16 protein-coding genes are annotated in these 16,014 nt (G+C 72.8%); 8 read left to right on the forward strand and 8 right to left on the reverse strand.

The genetic code is table 11. The features are described from left to right. Nucleotides 1-74: 74 nt before the first annotated feature. Together ACZ4WH_RS14860 and cdgB are read right to left on the reverse strand one after the other, a co-directional pair. Complete coding sequence (locus ACZ4WH_RS14860) at nucleotides 75-1,028, reverse strand: carbohydrate-binding protein (RefSeq protein WP_468180296.1); 954 nt, start codon at nucleotides 1,026-1,028, stop codon at nucleotides 75-77. Nucleotides 1,029-1,146: 118 nt separating this feature from the next. Continuing rightward, entirely contained in the window at nucleotides 1,147-2,802 is a 1,656-nt protein-coding gene (gene cdgB, locus ACZ4WH_RS14865; protein ID WP_468180298.1) for a diguanylate cyclase CdgB, read from the reverse strand. A gap of 323 nt (nucleotides 2,803-3,125) precedes the next feature. Between cdgB and ACZ4WH_RS14870 the strand changes: the two genes are divergently transcribed. Together ACZ4WH_RS14870 and ACZ4WH_RS14875 are read left to right on the forward strand one after the other, a co-directional pair. Beyond that, complete coding sequence (locus tag ACZ4WH_RS14870) at nucleotides 3,126-3,698, forward strand: flavin reductase family protein (protein ID WP_468180300.1); 573 nt, start codon at nucleotides 3,126-3,128, stop codon at nucleotides 3,696-3,698. 84 nt (nucleotides 3,699-3,782) lie between these two features. Then, nucleotides 3,783-4,244, forward strand: a complete 462-nt coding sequence (locus tag ACZ4WH_RS14875) for a GNAT family N-acetyltransferase (protein ID WP_468180302.1) — start codon at nucleotides 3,783-3,785, stop codon at nucleotides 4,242-4,244. A 17-nt stretch (nucleotides 4,245-4,261) separates the two neighbouring features. On the opposite strand, the gene ACZ4WH_RS14880 is transcribed toward ACZ4WH_RS14875, so the two are convergent. Together ACZ4WH_RS14880 and arfB are read right to left on the reverse strand one after the other, a co-directional pair. Further along, on the reverse strand, nucleotides 4,262-5,101 hold the full coding sequence (locus ACZ4WH_RS14880; RefSeq protein ID WP_468180304.1) for a sigma-70 family RNA polymerase sigma factor: 840 nt from the start codon (nucleotides 5,099-5,101) through the stop codon (nucleotides 4,262-4,264). Nucleotides 5,102-5,258: 157 nt separating this feature from the next. Then, nucleotides 5,259-5,696 carry an alternative ribosome rescue aminoacyl-tRNA hydrolase ArfB gene (gene arfB / locus ACZ4WH_RS14885; RefSeq protein WP_468180306.1) on the reverse strand — a complete coding sequence of 146 codons (438 nt, stop codon included), beginning with the start codon at nucleotides 5,694-5,696 and terminating at the stop codon, nucleotides 5,259-5,261. A gap of 166 nt (nucleotides 5,697-5,862) precedes the next feature. On the opposite strand from arfB, the gene ACZ4WH_RS14890 reads away from it, so the two are divergent. From ACZ4WH_RS14890 to ACZ4WH_RS14900, 3 genes are all read left to right on the forward strand, one after another. Continuing rightward, the gene (locus tag ACZ4WH_RS14890; protein WP_353598814.1) at nucleotides 5,863-6,438 is read left to right on the forward strand and encodes a TerD family protein; all 576 of its coding nucleotides are present in this window, start codon (nucleotides 5,863-5,865) and stop codon (nucleotides 6,436-6,438) included. A gap of 83 nt (nucleotides 6,439-6,521) precedes the next feature. Further along, on the forward strand, nucleotides 6,522-7,040 hold the full coding sequence (locus ACZ4WH_RS14895) for a GNAT family N-acetyltransferase (protein ID WP_468180308.1): 519 nt from the start codon (nucleotides 6,522-6,524) through the stop codon (nucleotides 7,038-7,040). A gap of 315 nt (nucleotides 7,041-7,355) precedes the next feature. After that, complete coding sequence (locus ACZ4WH_RS14900) at nucleotides 7,356-8,915, forward strand: M4 family metallopeptidase (RefSeq protein ID WP_468180481.1); 1,560 nt, start codon at nucleotides 7,356-7,358, stop codon at nucleotides 8,913-8,915. Between the two features lie 40 nt (nucleotides 8,916-8,955). On the opposite strand, the gene ACZ4WH_RS14905 is transcribed toward ACZ4WH_RS14900, so the two are convergent. Beyond that, nucleotides 8,956-10,350: a M1 family metallopeptidase gene (locus ACZ4WH_RS14905; RefSeq protein ID WP_468180309.1), complete on the reverse strand. Its 1,395-nt coding sequence runs from the start codon at nucleotides 10,348-10,350 to the stop codon at nucleotides 8,956-8,958. Between the two features lie 71 nt (nucleotides 10,351-10,421). On the opposite strand from ACZ4WH_RS14905, the gene ACZ4WH_RS14910 reads away from it, so the two are divergent. Beyond that, nucleotides 10,422-10,922, forward strand: a complete 501-nt coding sequence (locus tag ACZ4WH_RS14910; protein ID WP_468180311.1) for a hypothetical protein — start codon at nucleotides 10,422-10,424, stop codon at nucleotides 10,920-10,922. Nucleotides 10,923-10,926: 4 nt separating this feature from the next. On the opposite strand, the gene ACZ4WH_RS14915 is transcribed toward ACZ4WH_RS14910, so the two are convergent. Beyond that, nucleotides 10,927-11,619, reverse strand: coding sequence for a pentapeptide repeat-containing protein (locus tag ACZ4WH_RS14915; protein ID WP_468180313.1), 693 nt, complete (start codon nucleotides 11,617-11,619; stop codon nucleotides 10,927-10,929). Between the two features lie 123 nt (nucleotides 11,620-11,742). On the opposite strand from ACZ4WH_RS14915, the gene ACZ4WH_RS14920 reads away from it, so the two are divergent. Next, nucleotides 11,743-12,915, forward strand: a complete 1,173-nt coding sequence (locus ACZ4WH_RS14920; RefSeq protein ID WP_468180316.1) for an FAD-dependent oxidoreductase — start codon at nucleotides 11,743-11,745, stop codon at nucleotides 12,913-12,915. 47 nt (nucleotides 12,916-12,962) lie between these two features. Continuing rightward, a complete protein-coding gene (locus ACZ4WH_RS14925; protein ID WP_468180318.1) occupies nucleotides 12,963-13,934 on the forward strand; it encodes a zinc-binding dehydrogenase in 972 nt (323 codons plus the stop codon). Between the two features lie 156 nt (nucleotides 13,935-14,090). Here the strand turns inward: ACZ4WH_RS14925 and ACZ4WH_RS14930 are convergent, their stop codons facing one another. Together ACZ4WH_RS14930 and ACZ4WH_RS14935 are read right to left on the reverse strand one after the other, a co-directional pair. Next, a complete protein-coding gene (locus ACZ4WH_RS14930; protein ID WP_468180320.1) occupies nucleotides 14,091-14,570 on the reverse strand; it encodes a GNAT family N-acetyltransferase in 480 nt (159 codons plus the stop codon). A 32-nt stretch (nucleotides 14,571-14,602) separates the two neighbouring features. Further along, complete coding sequence (locus tag ACZ4WH_RS14935; protein ID WP_468180322.1) at nucleotides 14,603-16,009, reverse strand: NAD(P)/FAD-dependent oxidoreductase; 1,407 nt, start codon at nucleotides 16,007-16,009, stop codon at nucleotides 14,603-14,605. Between the last annotated feature and the right edge of the window lie 5 nt (nucleotides 16,010-16,014).

Here is a 16,014-nt window from a genome sequence, read left to right on the forward strand (position 1 = left end):
GTGCGGCGGAGAAACGCCCTCACACTGAAACCGGCCGATCATGGCCGACGACCATCGACACCCCGCTTCGGGGATCAGCCGCTGGAATTGACCCAGCCCTTCACCAGCCACATCTGGTCGATGAGAGCGTCACACTGATTGCCCTGCTCGCACGAGAGCTTGATGGTGTTCGTTCCCTTGTCGAGCTGGATCCAGTTGTACGTCTTCGTCCAGCCCTTCCCGTAGTCGCCCTCCGCAGCCTTCGCCCAGTTCTTCAGTCCGACGGGCGTATTGGACGCCACGCCGTTGACCGTGAGGGTGGCGGTGCCGTCCTTGCCGGGAACGCTGTACCCGACGTAGACACTGTATTTACCGGCCGCGGGGATGCCGTTGACGGTCCAGGTGATCGAGGCTCCGGGCTGGTTGAAGCCCGTCACGTAGACGCCGCCGGCCGCCTGGGCGCCCGGTACGTCCGTCGCCTTGGTCGCACTGCCGGCCAGCTGGAGGGCGCTCGCGTCCGTCTTCGGCAGCTCCCCCGGCGTCGCCGAGCCGCTCCCCGACGGGCTCGGGCTGCCGGTCTGGGACTGGGTCGGAGTGGAGTTCGCCTGGTTGCCGGACTTGTCGTCGTCCGAGTTGCCGTTCATCATCGCCACGCCGATTCCGATGACGACCGCGGCGACCACCGCGATCGCGCCGATCAGCAGACCCTTGGTGTTGGGGCCGCGGCGGCCGGACGCGGGCGGCGCGGGGCGGTGGGAGGCCGGGGCGCCGCCGGGGAGCGTCTCCGGGGCCTGGTAGTGGGCGTTCGGCTGGCCGTAGGCGCCCTGCTGGGGTCCGCCCTGGCCGTGGGTGGCCTGGGGCGGCTGGCCGTACGGGGCCTGCTGTGCGCCGTAGCTGCGCTCGCCGACCGTGCGCACCCTGCTGACCGAGTTCGGGTAGCCGTAACCGCCGGACGGCGGCTGGGCTCCTCTGGCCTGGCCGTCTGCGTACAGATAGCCGAACGGGTCGTCGTCCTCGGGCGTGCTCGCGCCGTTGTCGCCGGGCGTCATCCCTTGGTACTCCTCAACAGGTGCGGGCGGATGCGGTACGGGTGTGGAATGGCGAGCCTACCCGCTCTCGCTGGCCCAAACGGGTGACTCGGACCGCATCAACTCGCTGACCTGCACGTCATCCGGCGCGCCGGTGCTGTTTGGGACGAGATCGTTTCTCTACGTACATCCGCTCGTCAGCGGACTTCAACACCTCGTCCGCCGTCATGCCGCAGTGGGCCCAGCCGATGCCGAAGCTCGCGCCCACCCGGACGGCCCGGCCCTCGGCGCGGATCGGCTGGATGATCTCGTTGCGCAGCCGTACGGCGAGGTCCTGGGCGTCGGCCCGGCCGAGGCCGTCGGCGAGGATCACGAACTCGTCGCCGCCGAGCCGGGCGACCGTGTCACCGTCGCGGACGCCGTTGCTCAGCCGCCGGGCGACCTCGATGAGGACCGCGTCGCCCGCGTTGTGCCCGAACCGGTCGTTGATCGACTTGAAGCCGTCGAGGTCGCAGAAGAGCACCGCGAGACCCTTGGTGCCGTCGTCGCGGCCCTCCTCGGGGGCGACGGTGTGCACATGGTGGTCGTAGGCGTCGAGGCCCTCCGTGCCCTGCGTGAAGTCGAAGCCGTGGCCGGCCGGGGCGTCGAAGGCGGGGTGGCCGTAGGCCGCGTCCAGGGATTCCAGTTCGCCGGCGTGGGTGGGGCGCCGGCAGAGCCGGGCGGACAGGCGCGAGCGCAGTTCGGCGGAGTTGGGCAGGCCGGTCAGCGAGTCGTGGGAGGCGCGGTGGGCGAGTTGCAGCTCGCGCCGCTTGCGCTCCTCTATGTCCTCGACGTGGGTGAGCAGGAAGCGGGGGCCGTCGGCGGCGTCGGCGACGACGCTGTTGCGCAGGGACACCCAGACGTAGGTGCCGTCGCGGCGGCCCAGACGCAGCTCCGCACGGCCGCCCTCCGCGGAGGTCCGCAGCAGGGTGCCGACGTCCTCGGGGTGGACGAGGTCGGCGAAGGAGTAGCGGCGCATCGCGGAGGCGGGCCGGCCGAGCAGCCGGCACAGGGCGTCGTTGGTGCGCAGGATGCGGCCGTGCTGGTCGCCTCCCATCTCGGCGATGGCCATGCCGGAGGGGGCGTACTCGAAGGCCTGCCGGAAGGATTCCTCGCTGGCGCGCAGGGCCTGCTGCTCGCGCTCCAGGCGGACCAGTGCGCGCTGCATGTTGGCGCGCAGGCGGGCGTTGCTGATCGCGATGGCGGCCTGGAAGGCGTACATCTGGAGGGCTTCGCGGCCCCAGGCGCCGGGGCGACGGCCGTTGCGCGGCCGGTCTACGGATATGACGCCGAGCAGTTCGCCGCAGGAGCCGCGCTGCACGCCGGGGGTGTACATGGGCGCGAAGAGCCGGTCGGAGGGGTGCCACTCGTCCTCGAAGCGCGGCGCGGGCCCGTCGGTGTACCACTGGGGGACGTCGTCGTCGTCGAGGACCCAGCCCTCGGTGTGCGGTATGAAGACGAGGTCGCCCCAGCGTTCGCCCATGCTCAGCCGCCGGTCCCAGGACTCGCGGGAGCCGGCCCGGCCGGTGATCAGGGCCTCGGCGGCGGAGTTGCCGGAGAAGGCGGCGACGACGAGATCGCCGTCGGGGCGTACGAGGTTGACGGCCGCCATCTCGTACCCGAGGGCGTTGACGGCGCCGTCGGCGACGGTCTGGAGTGTGTCCGCCAGGCTGCGTGCCGTGTTCATGTCGGCCATGACCTGGTGCAGCTGTCGCAGGGACGCAAGGCGGACATACGGCTCCGACTCGGTCTCCATGCTCGCCCTCCCCCCGCGACGTCGCAGCGAATCAAGGGTTGTGTCCGGCACTCTTCGTGGCTTCCCCGCCACTGAATCACAGCGCGAAGCCCACTCGGTACACAGGGTCAACAATTCCTGCCCCTTGTGACTCAAGTCACAGGAGAACGTGAACAATTGAGTGGAGTTTCTGCGTTTGCCCTGTGCGTTTACTGAACACAAGGCGTGCGGCTGTGCCCACATGATGCACGCATGTGGCCGTATGGGTGCGCCGCTGGTCCTAGGACCCGGTTCGGGCGGAGGGCCGATGCGGGTCGCGCGGGGCGGAGACTAGCGTTTCCGGCGTGCTGAAGACTCCCTCCCCCACGACCCCCCTGCCTTCCGGGCATGCTGAGGGGGTGAGCAACGACGAGTTCCGGGCCGCGATGTCCCGGCTGGCCGCCGGCGTGGTCCTGGTGACCGCGCAGGAACCGCCGCTGGACCCGGACGACCCCGAGGCGCCGGGCGTGGAGGACGTCGGCATGACCGCCACCGCTTTCATGTCCGTGTCCCTCGACCCGCCGCTGGTCCTGGTCAGCCTGCGCACGGGCGCCCGCATGGACGACCTGCTCGACGAGCAGCCGCTGTGGGCGGTGTCGGTCCTCACCGAGAGCCAGCGGCACATCGCGGGCCGCTTCGCCATGAAGGGCCGCATCAGCGACCGGCTGCTCTTCGAGGACATCCCCTACGCCCGGGGCGAGGTCACCGGCGCCCCGCTCGTCGGCGGCGCGCTGGCCACCCTGGAGTGCCGGACCGAGCAGCGGGTGACCGCCGGTGACCACACCCTGGTCATCGGCCGCGTCCTCGCCGCGCGGGTGCCGAGCGCCGAGGGGGGCCCGCTGCTGTACTTCCGGGGGCGCTACCGGCAGTTGGGCTGAGCCGCGCGCAGCGCGTGGCGGCCCGGGCGGGCCGAGCGGCGAATCGCGTGGCGAGCCGGTGGACCGCGTGCCTACTGTGCCCGGATGACACCACGTCTGGAAGAAGTCACCCCGGGGAACTTCGACACCGCCGTCGCCGTCCGCGTCCGCCCCGACCAGGAACACGCCGTCTCACCGGTCGTGCGGTCCCTCGCCGAGGCCTACGTCCATCCCCCCGGCGTCGCCTGGCCCCGCCTGATCGTCGACGACGGCCGCGCGGTCGGCTTCCTGATGGCCTTCCTCGACATCGACTGGCACGGCGACGGCAGCGTGCACCGCTCCGGGCTGTGGCGGCTGAACATCGCCGCCGGCGAGCAGGGCAGGGGCTACGGCCGCTTCGCCGTCGACGCCGTGGCCGGCGAGATCCGCCGCCGGGGCGGCACGGAGATGTACGTCAGCTGGCACCCCGGCCCGGACGGCCCCGAGGAGTTCTACCTCCGCCTGGGCTTCCGGAAGAACGGGGAGACGAGCGGCGGTCAGACGGTGGGGGTGCTGGACCTGTCCTGAGCCGGGCCTGTCCTCGGCTAGACCTCCTCGACGGTGAGGTCCGCCAGCCGGGCGGGGTCGGTGATGATGTCGATCACCGAGATGCGGTCGGCGACGAAGGTGAAGGCCAGGACCCGCTCCGGGCGGCCGTCGGCGAACACGGCCAGGCCGGTCGCGCCGTCGACCAGCACCGCACGCGCGACGCGCGCCAGATGGGCGAAGCTCGCCGCCCCGGCGGCGACCCGGGCCGCGCCGCTGTTCACACCGGCCTCGGTACGGGCCTCCACCTCGGGGTCGAGCACCTCCAGCAGCCCGTCGAAGTCGCCGTTCCGCGCGGCGGCCAGGAAGGCGTCCACCACCTCCCGCTGCCGGGCCAGGTCGGCCTCCGGCGCCTCCACGCCCCGCACCCGGCGTCGGGCCCGGCTGGCGAGCTGCCGCGTCGCGGCCGGGCTGCGCCCGAGGATGCCGCCGATCTCCTCGAAGGGCACCCCGAACAGGTCGTGCAGCACGAAGGCCAGCCGCTCGGCCGGGGAGAGGGTGTCCAGGACGACGAGGAGGGCCGGCCCGACCGAGTCGGCGAGCAGGGCGTGCTGCGCGGGGTCCGACTCGGCGGGGGGCTCCGGCCGCCGGCTGTCCAGCGGCTCCTCGCCCCGCGAGCGGCGGGAGCGGAGCATGTCGAGGCAGACCCGGCCGACGACGGTCGTCAGCCAGCCGCCGAGGTTCTCCACCTCACGGGTGTCGGACCGGCTCAGCCGGAACCACGCCTCCTGGACGGCGTCCTCGGCCTCGGCGGCGGAGCCGAGCATCCGGTGGGCGACGGCCCGCAGGTGCCCTCGGTACGCCTCGAATCGCCCGGCGAGAAAGTCGTTGTCGGTCATGGGTGGCTCCGGCCTCTCCGTCTCGCCCTCGGCGGTCCCGAGTGCTTCCGCACCACCCTGACGAGAGGAAGCCGACAGTTGTGACAGGACGCCCCGGCCCGCCCTCGGCCTCAGTCCCGCTCAACCCGAGTCCCGCTCAACCGGGGTCCCGACCCGTCTAACCCCAGTCCCGTCCCGTACGGCCCCGCTTCGTCTCCGCGCGCTGCTTCTTCTCCCGCAGCCGGCGTTCGTTGATGCCGCGCGGGATGCGGGTGGGCTTGCGGGGCTTGGGCGGCGGCGCGGTGGCCTCCGCGAGGAGCGTGGCGAGGCGTACGGCGGCGGCCTCGCGGTTGCGCCACTGGGAGCGGTGCTCCGAGGCCCGTACGGACACCACACCGTCCACGAGGCGGCCGGCCAGCCGCCGCAGCGCCCGCTCCTTCCACACCGGAGGGAGCGCCTCCGTGCGGGCGAGGTCGAAGCGCAGCTCGACCTGCGAGTCGCTGGTGTTGACGTGCTGTCCACCGGGCCCGGAGGACCTGGAGAAACGCCACATCAGCTCGGCCTCGGGAAGCGAGACGGAGCCACGGATGAGGTAGGGCCCGGACATGTCTTTCATGTTCCCGGCCCGGCCCGCCTCACGTCACCTGGATTTCCGGTTCGGTAAAAAAGGTAAAGGGATCCGGAACCATGGGGACCCCCCTCGACGTTGTCCCCGGTGACGGTAGCTTCGTCGGCACAGAGTGCACGCATATGCACGGGTATCTAAGGAAGGGACTCCCAACATGGCTGTAAGCCTGTCCAAGGGTGGCAACGTCTCGCTCACCAAGGAGGCTCCGGGCCTGACCGCCGTCACCGTGGGCCTCGGCTGGGACGTCCGCACCACCACCGGCACGGACTTCGACCTGGACGCCTCCGCCATCGCGGTGAACACCCAGGGCAAGGTCTACTCGGACGCCCACTTCGTCTTCTTCAACAACAAGCAGACCCCGGACAACTCGATCGTCCACACGGGCGACAACCGCACGGGCGAGGGCTCCGGCGACGACGAGGCGATCAACGTCAACCTGGCCGCGCTCCCGGCCGACATCGACAAGATCGTCTTCCCGGTCTCCATCTACGACGCCGAGAACCGCGGCCAGAACTTCGGCCAGGTCCGCAACGCCTACATCCGCATCGTCAACCAGGCCGGCGGCGCCGAGATCGCGCGTTACGACCTGTCCGAGGACGCGGCCACCGAGACGGCCATGGTCTTCGGCGAGCTGTACCGCAACGGCGCGGAGTGGAAGTTCCGCGCGGTGGGCCAGGGCTACGCCTCGGGCCTGGTGGGCATCGCCCAGGACTTCGGCGTCAACGTCTGACCGAGACCGCGCCGGGCTCCGGCGGCCGGCGGTGCCGGGCGGGGGCAGGGGCCTCCAGGGGGACCGGGCGACAAGTTGCCCGCGTGATCCTGGACCCCCTGTCCCCCGACCGGGACATGCCGCCCGCGCTGCTCACCGAACTGACCGCGCTGTACGCCTCCAACCGCGCGTTCCACCGGCTCAGCGGTGACTTCCCCGACCCGGACCACATCCGCCCGGAGCAGGTGGCGGCGGCCCTCGCCGGGGAACTGGCCGTGCCGGGCGCCGAGGTGCTGACGGCCCGCGCGGAGGAGGGCCGGCTCGTCGGTGTCGCGATCACGCTGGCCCACCACCCCGATCCCGCCGACCCCGACCCGTGGATCGGGCTGCTGATGATCCACGCGGCCGAACACGGCAAGGGCCACGGCCGTGCCCTCGCCGGACTCGTCGAGGACCGCTTCCGCGCGCAGGGCCGCACCGCCGTACGCCTGGCCGTCCTCGCCGGCAACACCAGGGCGCTGGCCTTCTGGACCGCCCTCGGCTACGGGACGATCGCCCACCGCCCCGACCTCGCCCTCGGCCGCCCCTGCGCCGTTCTGCGCAAGGTGCTGCCCGGGGTGTGACGTTCTACGCCCCAACTGCGCTGGAAGAAGCGGGTGTTGAAGCATGCGCCCGCGTCCGTATAACGGATTCCGCAGCACGGCTTTCGGATACGAACACGTAAAGTCTTGACGGCACTCTGTCAAACAGACGGGTTCCGGTGTCACTCTCTCCTCGCCCGCCGCAACTCTGTGTATCCCCTGTGGCCCCTCTGTGTCTCCACCCCACGAGACCAGACAGAAGGAGATCGAGTGAGACAGCAGCCCCACGACACCGGCGCCTCCCGCACTCCCCGCAAGACCGCCGTACGCGCCGCCGCCCTGGTCGGCTCCGCGGCGATGGTCGTCCTCGCCCTCCAGAACGGCGCCGCGACCGCCGCTCCCGCGCCGCACCCCTCCGGCGCCGCGGCCGTCGCGCTCAGCGCCCCGGCCCGCGCCGCCGCGCTGAAGTCGGCCCAGCAGCACGCCGGTACGGCGGCCCGGGAACTCGGGCTCGGCGCAAAGGAGAAGCTGGTCGTCCGGGACGTCGTCAAGGACGCGGACGGCACCGTCCACACCCGCTACGAGCGCACGTACGCCGGTCTGCCGGTGCTCGGCGGCGACCTGGTCGTCCACGCGGCGAAGAACGGCTCGCTGAAGGGCGTCAGCAAGGCGACCAAGGCCCGGATATCCGTGCCGAGCACGACGGCGGCCGTGTCCCCGGCGACCGCGCGGCAGACCGCCCTCAAGGCCGCCGGCACCGCGAAGGCCACCGCCTCCACCGCCCGCGAGGTCGTGTGGGCCGCCACCGGCAAGCCGGTCCTCGCCTACGAGTCCGTCGTCAAGTCCCGCCGGCACGACGGCACCCCGAGCGAGCTGCACGTCATCACGGACGCGCGCACCGGCGAGCGGCTGTACTCCTTCGAGGCCATCGACACCGGCACGGGCACCAGCCAGTACAGCGGCAGCGTCCCGCTCGGCACCACCGCCGCCGCCTCCGGGGGCTACGACCTGACCGACGGCGGGCGCGGCGGCCACAGGACGTACGACCTGAACGGCGGCACCACCGGCACCGGCACCCTCTTCCACGACGCCGACGACCTCTGGGGCGACGGCACCGTGAACAACCGCCAGACCGCCGCCGTCGACGCCGCCTACGGCGCCGCCGTCACCTGGGACTTCTACAAGTCCGCGTTCAACCGCAACGGCATCGCGGGCGACGGCAAGGCCGCCTACTCCCGCGTCCACTATGGCAACGCCTACGTCAACGCGTTCTGGAACGACAGCTGCTTCTGCATGACGTACGGCGACGGCGCGAACAACGCCGACCCGCTGACCTCGCTCGACGTCGCCGGGCACGAGATGAGCCACGGCCTGACCGCGGCCACCGCCGGCCTGAAGTACAGCCGCGAGTCGGGCGGCCTGAACGAGGCCACCTCCGACATCTTCGGCACCTCGGTGGAGTTCTTCGCGAACAACTCCGCCGACGCCGGTGACTACCTCATCGGCGAGAAGATCGACATCAACGGCGACGGCACCCCGCTGCGCTACATGGACAAGCCCAGCAAGGACGGCGCCTCCGCCGACTACTGGTCGCGCACCGTCGGCCGCCTGGACGTCCACTACTCGTCCGGTGTCGCCAACCACTTCTTCTACCTGCTGTCCGAGGGCAGCGGCGCGAAGACGGTCAACGGGGTGTCCTACAACTCCCCGACCTACGACGGCTCCACGGTCACCGGCATCGGCCGGGACAAGGCGGCCCAGATCTGGTACAAGGCCCTGACCACGTACTTCACCTCGTCCACGGATTACGCGGGCGCCCGCACCGGCACCCTCCAGGCCGCGGCCGACCTGTACGGCCCGGGCAGCGCGGAGTACAACGCGGTGGCGGCGGCCTGGACGGCCGTGAACGTCAAGTAGCCGCCCTGGTACGGCACTGCGGTGGCCGGGCCGCCCGTCCTCACGGGTGGTCCGGCCTGCCGTCGCCGTACAGCCAGTCCTTCCAGATCCCGCGGAAGTCCTGGTCCGGAGCCTTCTTCTCGACGTACGCGGTGAAGTCGGCGGTGCTCGCGGTGCCGTGGCGGTGGGCGGCGGCCCAGCCCTGGAGGATGGCGTAGAAGGTGTCGTCGCCGACCTTCTGCCGGATCTTCTGCAAGACCATCGCGCCCCGCTCGTAGACGGGGCTGTCGGAGATGTGTCCGGCGCCGGAGGGTTTCGCCGGCGGGAAGGCCCAAACGGCCTCGTCGCCCTCCTCGTACAGCTCGGTGAACCTCTCCTGGGCGCTCTTGCCGCCGTGGTCCTCCTCGTACAGCCACTCCGCGTACGTCGCGAAGCCCTCGTTGAGCCACATGTCACGCCAGCTCTCGGGGGTGACCGAGTCGCCGTACCACTGGTGGGCGAGTTCGTGCACGAGAACCGAGGTGTTCAGCTGGTCGGCGGGGAAGACGGGCCGGGTCTGGGTCTCCAGCGCGTAGCCGGCGTCGCCCGGCCGGTCGACGATCGCGCCGGCCGAGGAGAAGGGGTACGGCCCGAAGTTGTACTCCTCCCAGTCGAGGATCTCCGGGATCTTCGCGAGGACCTTCCGGCTCGCCTCGGCCTGGGTCGGGTCGACGGCGGTGACCACGGGCAGGCCGTGCGGGCCGGTGCCGCGCGCGATGTCGTAGTGGCCGATGGCGACGGTGGCGACGTAGCTCGCCATGGGCTGGGCGGTGTGCCAGTGGTAGGCGGTACGGCCTCCCTTCGTGCTCCGCTCCGTCAACTCGCCGTTGGAGACGGCCTGGAGGCCCTTCGGGACGGTGACCTTGATGTCGTACGCCGCCTTGTCGGAGGGGTGGTGGTTGCCGGGGAACCAGGCCATGGAGCCGACGGGTTCGCCGAGGGCGAGGGCGCCGTCGGCGGTGGGCAGCCAGCCCTCCTCGGAGCCGTCCGGGTCGGTGAGGGTGCGCGGGGTGCCCGAGTAGCGGACGGTCGTGCGGAACGTCTCGCCCCGGGTGAGGTCGTCGTGCGGGCGCACGGTGAGTTCCTGGCCGGCGCGGCTCCAGCGGGCGTCCTCGCCCTCCACGGTGACCGAGTCGACGCGCAGCCCGGTGAGGTCGAGGTCGAAGGCGGACAGGTCCCGGGTGGCCCGGGCGGTGATGACGGCGGTGCCGGTGAGCCGGCGGGTGGCCGGGGTGTAGTCCAGGGTGAGGGCGTAGTGACCGACGTCGTAGCCGCCGTTGCCGGCCTTCGGGAAGTACGGGTCGTGTATGCCGGAGCCGCCCGGGGTGCCCCGCACTCCGCCGTCGCACGCGGTGCCGGTGAGGGCGAGGGCGAGGAGCGCGGCGAGGGCCGGGACAAGGCGTACGGATCTGGACATGTCATCGATCTTAGGCGGACGGTGCGCACCGCCGAGAGGGTTCGGCGGGCCGGCGTGACACCATCTCCCCCGTGCTCGACATCGGCTACGCCCTCTCCAACCGGTTCCCGGACCCCCCGCAGACCGACTACCGCCGCGCGGACGTCCACGCGCTGCGGTACGACCTGTTCTGCGGGGACGTCTATCTCGCGGACACCGAGACCGACCGGGAGCTGTCCACAGCCTGGGGATGGGTGCCGGTGCTGGACTTCGCGTGGGCGCTGTGCGACATCGTGGAACGGCTGGACCGGGACCCGATGGGCTCCCGCGCCGCCCGGCCGCAGCGGGCCGAGCTGGACTTCACCGAGTCCACCGACCGCATGCTCTTCGAGCGCCGCTTCGGCTGGGTCGACATCACCGCCGACTGGATGCCGGCCGAGGAGTCCCCGCTGACCTTCTCCCACGCCGAACTCCGCCGCGAGGCCCGCGACTTCCTCCACGACCTGCTCGCGGACCTCGTCGACCTCCACGAGGACCTGGCGGAGAACCCGGCGATCTGGACCCTCCAGGCCCGCTTCCCACGCCTGCCCTGAGCGCTCAGTCCTCCACCCGGATGCCCAGCTCCCCCGCCAGCAGCGGGGCCAGGTCCAGCAGCTGCCCGGTGCCGATCACCGCGCCGGAGAGCCGGTCCAGACCCCGGGTGATCTCCAGCGGAGCGGCCCCGCGCAGGTCGACGTCCGTCAGGGTCGCCCGGCCGAAGTCGGCCCCCTTCAGGGCGCAGTCGGTGAACTCCACCCGCTCCAGGCGCGCGCCCGCGAAGTCCGGCTCGACCAGGACGCAGGACTCGAAGACGACGTCCTTGAGGCGGGCCTCGCGCAGATTCAGGTAGTCGATCTTGCCGCCCCGGATCACGACTCTCTCCAGCACGGCGCCGTGCAGCTGCGTGCCGCCCAGACGCGCGTCGACCAGCTCGACGTCTCTGAACGTGGCCTCGGCCAACCGCGTCCCGACCCCGCGCAGTCCGGTCAGTACCGAGTCCAGCACCCGGGCCCGGCCCAGCGCCGTCTCGTCCACCGCGCAGCCCGTCAGCGCGCAGTCCATGAACCGGGCGCCCGCGCCGTCCTGCCCGGCCAGATCCAGCTCCCGGAACTCCAGCCCGTCATAGTCTCCGTCCGGCTCCAACTCCCCCTCGGTCCAGGGCTCCAGAGGCGGAAGCCGCACCTCCGGCCGCCGCGCGCCCCGCACCGCCGCCCGGCCCGCGGGCCGGCTTCCCGTCGCTCGCCTCACCATGCGCCCATGCTGCACCCCGCCACTGACAATCAGCCCTGAGCTGGGCAGACACCCGGGATGTCACAACCGGCGGGACGCCGGCCGTCGTACTCCCGAGCAGGTGCACCGACCTCAGGGAGAACCATGCACAAGCCCACGCACCACATCACCGTCATCGGCGGCGGCTTCGCCGGACTCACCGCCGCGATCACCGCCGCCGAGGCCGGCGCCCGGGTCACCGTGTACGAGGCCCACGGCACCCTGGGCGGCCGGGCCCGGACGGCACAGGGGCCGTACCGGACCAACGAGGGCCCGCACGCGCTCTACGCCGGCGGCCCGCACTGGGCCTGGCTCAGGCAGCGGGACCTGATCGGCCCGCTCGCCGCGCTGCCGCCCCTGGAGGCCGCCCGGCTGCGGCTGCGCCACCACGGTGTGCTGCGCCGCACCCCGCCCTTCGCCATGCTCAAGCTGCTGCGGCGCCGGGTCGGTCCGGCCCCCGTGGACGCCGACTTCCTCGGCTGGGCGACCGGGATCGCCGGTGAGGAGGGCGCCCGCGCGGCGGCCCACTACGCGGCGGTGGCACTGTTCCACCACGATCCGGGCGGCCTGTCCGCCGCCTTCGTGCAGGAGCGGCTGCGCCGGGCCGCCAAGCTGCCGCCGGAGGCGCACTATCCGCGCGGCGGCTGGGGCGGGGTCATCGACCGGATGGCCGCGCGGGCCTGGAACATGGGTGTGCGGATCGAGACCGGGGCCCGGGTGGACGAACTGCCCGAGGACACCCCGGTCGTCGTCGCCACCGGTCTGCCCGCCGCCCGGCGGCTGCTCCGCGACGACTCGCTGGAGTGGCCGAGCGGCCGTACCGTCCTCCTCGACCTCGCCGTACGCACCCGGCGCGGGGACGCCTTCGCCGTCTCCGACCTGGACGCGCCGGGCTGGATCGAGCGCTTCACCGCGCAGGACCCGTCCCTCGCGCCGGCCGGGGAACAGCTGGTCCAGGGGCAGTTCCCGGTCGGGCCCGGCCAGGCCCGGGCCGACGGCGTGGCCCGCGCCGAGCAACTGCTCGACCTGGGGTTCCGGGGGTGGCGGGAGCGGGTGACCTGGCGCCGGGAGGCCGTGGCGGACGGCCGTACGGGGGCCGTGGACCTGCCGGGCCGCAGCTGGCGGGACCGGCCCGCCGTGGACCGCGGCGACGGGGTCTACCTCGTGGGCGACCAGGTGGCGGCGCCGGGCGTGCTGGCGGAGGTGTCGTTCAACAGCGCGGTGGCGGCGGTGTCCCTGATCCTCGGCCGGCCCGCCCTTGACCTCAAGCGCGCTTGAGGTCGGAGGGTGGGGAGTACGCCGAGCCTCGTCTCCCTGGGGGTCCCATGCACGCCGTCCGCCTGTACGCCTTCGGTCCGGCCGAGAACCTGACCTACGAGGAGGTCCCGGACCCCGCCCCGGGCCCCGGCCAGGTGCGGATCGCGGTCGCCGCGGCCGGCGTGCACCTGCTCGACGCGGCCCTGCGGGAGGGCCACCGGGGCCCGCTGCCCGAGCCGCCCCGCCTGCCGACCGTGCCCGGCCGGGAGGTCGCGGGCGTCGTGGACGCGCTCGGTGACGGCGTGGACGGCCTGTGGCTCGGCCGGCGGGTGGTGGCCCACCTGGGCTTCGCGCCCGGCGGGTACGCCGAACGCGCCGTCACCGAGGTCGAGCGTGTGCACGACGTCCCGGAGAAGCTGGACTTCGCCGCCGCCGTCGCCATGATCGGCACGGGTCGTACGGCGCTGGGCATCGCGCAGTTCGCCGAGCCGGGACCGGACGACGTGGTGGTCGTACCGGCCGCGGCCGGGGGCATCGGCACGCTGCTCGTGCAGCACGCCGAGAACGCCGGGGCGACCGTGATCGGGCTCGCGGGCGGCCCGGAGAAGACCGCCCGGGTACGCGCGAGCGGCGCCGACCTCGCCGTCGACTACACCGACCCCGACTGGCCCGCCAAGGTCCGCGCCCACCTGGGCGGCCGGCCCGCCTCCATCGTCTACGACGGCGTGGGCGGCCAGGTCGCCCGGGAGGCCGTCGCCCTGCTCGGCCCCGGCGGCCGGCACCTGGTGTTCGGCTGGTCGGCGGAGGGCATCGGGCGGGGGCAGGGGTACCACGTCGAGGGCCTCTCGGAGTCGGTGCTCGGCCCGGCGATGCTGGAGCGGGCCGGCGGCCTGCGCGCACTGGAGCTGCGTGCCCTCGCCGAGGCCGCCCAGGGCCGGCTGCGCCCGGCCGTCACCCGCTTCCCGCTCGCGGAGGCCGCCGCCGCGCACCGGGCGCTGGAGGGCCGGAGCACGATCGGAAAGGTCGTACTGGAACCCTGACGGACGGCGGCGGGTACGTGCGGGGGCCATCCGGCCCCGCGTCCCTTGAGCAAGCCGCGGCTCGCCCACCCGAGGGGCGCGGGGAACGCGCGACCGGCCACGGACGACCTGTGGCCGCCGGACCACCGCCACGGCCACCCCACCACCGGTGAGGTGTCAGCCGGCCGAGCCCAGCGCGGTCAGGGACTCGTCCGTGAGCCGGTACACCGTCCACTCGTCCTGCGGCCGGGCGCCCAGCGCCTCGTAGAAGCCGATCGCCGGCTGGTTCCAGTTCAGCACGGACCACTCCAGCCGCTCGTACCCGCGCTCCACGCAGATCCGCGCCAGCTCGGCCAGCAGCGCCCGTCCGTGGCCGCCGCCGCGCGCCTCCGGGCGGACGTACAGGTCCTCCAGATAGATGCCGTGCACCCCCCGCCAGGTGGAGAAGTTCAGGAACCACAGCGCGAACCCCACCGGCTCCCCGCTCCCCTCGTCCACCGCCATGTGCGCGAACGCGGCCGGCCGCTGCCCGAACAGCGCCTCCCGCAGCTGCTCCTCGCTCGCCCGCGCCTCCTCGGGCGCCTTCTCGTACGCGGCGAGTTCACGGATCAGGGTGTGGATGACGGGGACGTCGGCGGGGGTCGCGGTGCGAATCATGGGGCGAGGGTAACCACCGTGCGGCCCGGGTTTCAGTGCCGTCCCGCCACCCGGTCCGCCACCTTCGCCAGCCGCGAGGACTCCGCGCCCGGGTGGAGGCGTTCGCGCTGGTCGGCGGCGCGGTAGGTGGCGTACATGCCCTGGACGCCCAGCCAGCGGAAGGGTTCCGGCTCCCACTTGCGGACCTTGTGGTTCACCCAGGGCAGCTCCGTCAGCTCGGTCCGCCCGCCCTGCCCGGAGTCCCGCTGGACCAGGTCGCGCAGGGTGCGGGCGGCCAGGTTGGTGGTGGCGACGCCGGAGCCGACGTAGCCGCCCGCCCAGCCGAGGCCGGTGGAGCGGTCGAGCGTCACCGTGGCGCACCAGTCGCGCGGCACACCGAGCACCCCCGACCAGGCGTGCTCGATCCGCACCCCGGCCAGGGACGGGAAGAAGCGGGTCAGGATCTCCCGCAGGGCCTCGACGGTCGCCGCCTGCGTCCGGCCGTCGTTGTCGGTGCGCGAACCGAAGCGGTACGGCACCCCGCGCCCGCCGAGCGCGATCCGGCCGTCCGCCGTGCGCTGGGCGTACATGTAGGCGTGCGCCATGTCGCCGAGGGTCTCCCGGCCCGCCCAGCCGATCGCCGCCCACTGCTCCTCGGTCAGCGGCTCGGTCGCGATCATCGAGGAGTTCATCGGCAGCCAGGTCCGCCGCTGTCCCTTGAGGGAGGCGGTGAAGCCCTCGGTGCAGCGCAGGACGTAGGACGCGCGGACGGTGCCGTACGGGGTGACCGCGTGCTTGGGGCGGATCTCCGTCACCGGCGTCGACTCGTGGATGGTCACGCCGAGCGCCTCCACGGCCGCCGCTAGCCCCTTGACCAGCTTCACCGGGTGCAGCCGGGCCCCGTGCGGGGTCCAGGTGGAGCCGACCGCGTCCGCGATCCGGATCCGCTCGGCGGTCTCCCGGGCGCCGTACAGCTCCCGGTCCTTCTCGCCGTACGACAGCTCGTGCGCGTGGAACGCCTTCAGCCGGGCCAGCTGCGCCGGGGTGGTGGCCACCTCCAGGACGCCGCCCCGGTGCACGTCGGCGTCGATGCCCTCCGCCTCGGCGACCGCGATCACCTCGGCCACGGTGTCGTTCATCGCCCGCTGGAGCCGAACGGCGGCCTCGTGGCCGTGCAGCTTCGCGTACCGGTCCCGGCCCGCGATCCCGTTGTACAGCCAGCCGCCGTTGCGGCCGGAGGCGCCGTACCCGCAGAACTTCTGCTCCAGGACGGTGATGCGCAGGAAGGGGGCGGCCTTCTTCAGGTAGTACGCGGTCCACAGGCCCGTGTAGCCGCCGCCCACGATCACGACGTCGGCGGACGCGTCCCCGGGCAGCGGCTCCCGCACCGCCGGAATGCCGTCGTCCGCGTACCAGAAGGAGATGCCACCGTTCACGACACTGCTCGCCGAGCTGCTCATGGCCG

The organism is Streptomyces sp. NPDC029138, assembly GCF_055564375.1.